Source organism: Yersinia sp. 1252 StPb PI (assembly GCF_048593885.1).
GTDB lineage: Bacteria > Pseudomonadota > Gammaproteobacteria > Enterobacterales > Enterobacteriaceae > Yersinia > Yersinia enterocolitica_E.
The window spans coordinates 1-2,941 of record NZ_JAZGQE010000302.1 but is presented as its reverse complement, the minus strand read 5'-3'; the positions used below and the strand labels follow the sequence as shown (position 1 = coordinate 2,941).

Here is a 2,941-nt window from a genome sequence, read left to right as displayed (position 1 = left end):
GCAAACAACGAAATAAAAAATTAATCCTAATAAAAATAAGGAATACTCATCGTCAGAATAAACCATTGCAATAGAAAGGTTATTAAGCCTATTTCCTCGCAGCATAATAATCCATTCGCCCTATTTTGCTGCTTATTTAAGCCATCCAAACTAAAAGATATAACCCAATCCAAAAATTCATAACAAAGTTAATTCCTAATCAAAATAGTTATGGTTATGATGCTGTACAGCAGCGAATAGACGTCTAGACACAAAGATAGCCATAACAACGACAACAACACTCACTTTGCATAACTTATCGACACCATGACGGAGTTTCGGATGAAAAAAATTGCTTCCCCTTTGCTGGCCCTGAGCCTACTGACAGCACTGCCGGTATTCGCAGCGGACACCGCCACGGTAGCCCCGATCCCAGATGCTATCGCCAAACATCCAGGGCAGATTAAAATTGCCGTGATCCGTAACCTGGGATCTGATGACAACACCACTCAGTTTTTGTCCGGTGTATTAAAAGAAGGTAAAAAGCTCGGTTTCAAAGTCGATACCTTCTTGAGCAATGGTGACGACGCCCGTTTTCAAGACTTTGTGAATCAGGCCATCAGCCAAAAATATGACGGCATCATTCTCTCTCAGGGGCGTGACCCGTACTCAACCGAACTGGTCAAACGGATTGCAGCCAGCGGTATTGCGGTATCGGTGTTCGATACCGCTATTCAGGGCGAGATTCCCGGCCTGACCGTCACTCAGCAGGATGATGCATCCCTGACCAATGAATCCTTTGGTCAATTGGTCAAAGACTTCAACGGTAAAGCCAATATCATCAAGCTTTGGGTTGCCGGTTTCCCACCGATGGAACGTCGCCAGGCCGCTTATCAGGCACTGCTAAAACAGAATCCGGGTATTCATGAACTGGAGTCTATCGGAGCCGTGTCTTCTGATGTGCAGGGTGATACCGCCAATAAAGTCGGTGCCGTATTGGCAAAATATCCGAAAGGCAAAATCGATGCAATCTGGGGAACTTGGGATGCCTTTACTCAAGGCGCTTATAAAGCCTTACAGGAAAATGGCCGTACCGAGATCAAACTCTACAGCATTGATATATCGAATCAGGATTTACAACTGATGCGTGAAGCCAATAGCCCATGGAAAGTCAGTGTTGCCGTCGATCCTAAACTGATTGGAGCCGTTAACTTGCGTTTGGTCGCCAAGAAGATTGCTGGGGAAGAGACGCCTGCCAGTTATGAGTTCCGTGCTGCATCCATTCCACAAGCCTTGCTGGCCAGTCAACCCGGCGCGGTTAACGTGGCAGGCTTGAGTAAAATCATTCCGGGCTGGGGCCAATCTGATGATTTCAACTCACCCTGGTTTGCCACCCTTGCCGCCAAAAACGGCCAGTAAATCTAACCGATTGGGAGTGAAATAGATGGCAACGCAAGCTTCCTTGCCACAACCCGAATACAGCCGCAATATGCGGCTGATTGGCCATAGCAATCAGGGCGGAAAACCCGACGGTGTACAGGTAATGGTGCACCGTGGCTACGCCTATGTCGGCCATATGGTATCGCAAGGGGTATCAATTATTGATGTGCGGGATGCAAAAAATCCGCGCCCGGCAGGTTTTATCGCCGCCCCCCCCAATACCTGGAACGTACACTTACAAGTCCATGATGACCTGCTGCTGGTGATTAACGCACGCGACCTGTTTGCCGACGCCAGTTTTGCGCAAGAGAAAGTCTATTACACTCGCTCCGTAGCACAAACCGTCAGTACCCGGCAGGAAGGTCGCAGTTGGAGTGCCGGCTTACGTATTTTTGATATTTCGATACCGGATAGACCGCGTGAAATTAGCTTCCTGCCGCTTGATGGTATTGGTATTCATCGCATCTGGTATGTTGGCGGCCGCTGGGCTTATGTTTCTGCATTGCTGGATGGCTACAGTGATTATATTTTCCTGACCATTGATCTGGCTGACCCGCAAAAACCACAAGTGGCGGGGCGTTATGCTTTACCCGGCATGCATACTGCGGCGGGTGAGCAACCAAGCTGGCCAGAAGGCAAACGTTACGCATTGCATCATGCCATTATCAGCGGTGATACAGCCTATGGCAGTTGGCGCGATGGTGGCCTGACCCTGCTGGATGTCTCTGACCGGCATGAGCCGAAACTGATAAGCCATCGCAACTGGAGCCCTCCCTTTGGCGGCGGCACCCATACTGCACTCCCATTGCCAGACCGCGACCTATTAGTGGTGCTGGATGAGGCGGTGCTGGATAATCAGGAAGATGGTGAAAAGCATATTTGGCTGTTCGATATTCGTGCGCCAAGCAATCCGGTGAGTATCTCAACTTTTCCGGTACCTGGTGAGCGAGATTACGTCTCAAAAGGGGCGCATTTCGGCCCGCACAATCTGCATGAGAACCGCCCAGGCAGCTTTATCAGTTCGTCACTGATTTTTGCTACCTATCAAAATGCCGGAGTGCGCGCTTACGACATCAGTAACCCATACCAACTGAAGGAAACCGGTGCATTAGTGCCTGCAGCCCCGGAAAAAATGGTGGATAAACGCCCTGGTCGGCCACAAGTTATTCAGTCATGTGATGTGTTTGTTGATGCACAAGGGCTTATCTACAGCACCGATTATAACGCTGGGCTGTCAATCATCGAATATTTAGGTTAATTATCCTCTTCGTCCTTGACGTTACTGCTATGTTAGCGGTAACGCCCATGACCTTGGCGATATCAATTAATGGCAGATCGATTCAGGTCGATCTGCTGCTTACAAAAATTTTTCCTCCCTCCCCCTCTTTTTATCGCCGCAATAGTCTAATGTAGTTGGTTGAGCCACTGTCGTAGCGCTGTGCGAGTCATTCTTTTTATTAGAAATAATCCGCATAGATATATCTTATTATCCAAATAATTAAAAAAGAAAATACCATGAAAG

Annotated in this window: 2 protein-coding genes; both read left to right on the top strand. The window is 48.3% G+C overall.

Annotation, left to right across the window (positions count from 1 at the left end; genetic code table 11):
• Positions 1-321 precede the first annotated feature (321 nt).
• Positions 322-1,398, top strand: coding sequence for a sugar ABC transporter substrate-binding protein (locus V2A85_RS22925; protein WP_193784687.1), 1,077 nt, complete (start codon positions 322-324; stop codon positions 1,396-1,398).
• A 25-nt stretch (positions 1,399-1,423) separates the two neighbouring features.
• Positions 1,424-2,677, top strand: coding sequence for an LVIVD repeat-containing protein (locus tag V2A85_RS22920; RefSeq protein ID WP_420072463.1), 1,254 nt, complete (start codon positions 1,424-1,426; stop codon positions 2,675-2,677).
• The last annotated feature ends 264 nt before the right edge of the window (positions 2,678-2,941 follow it).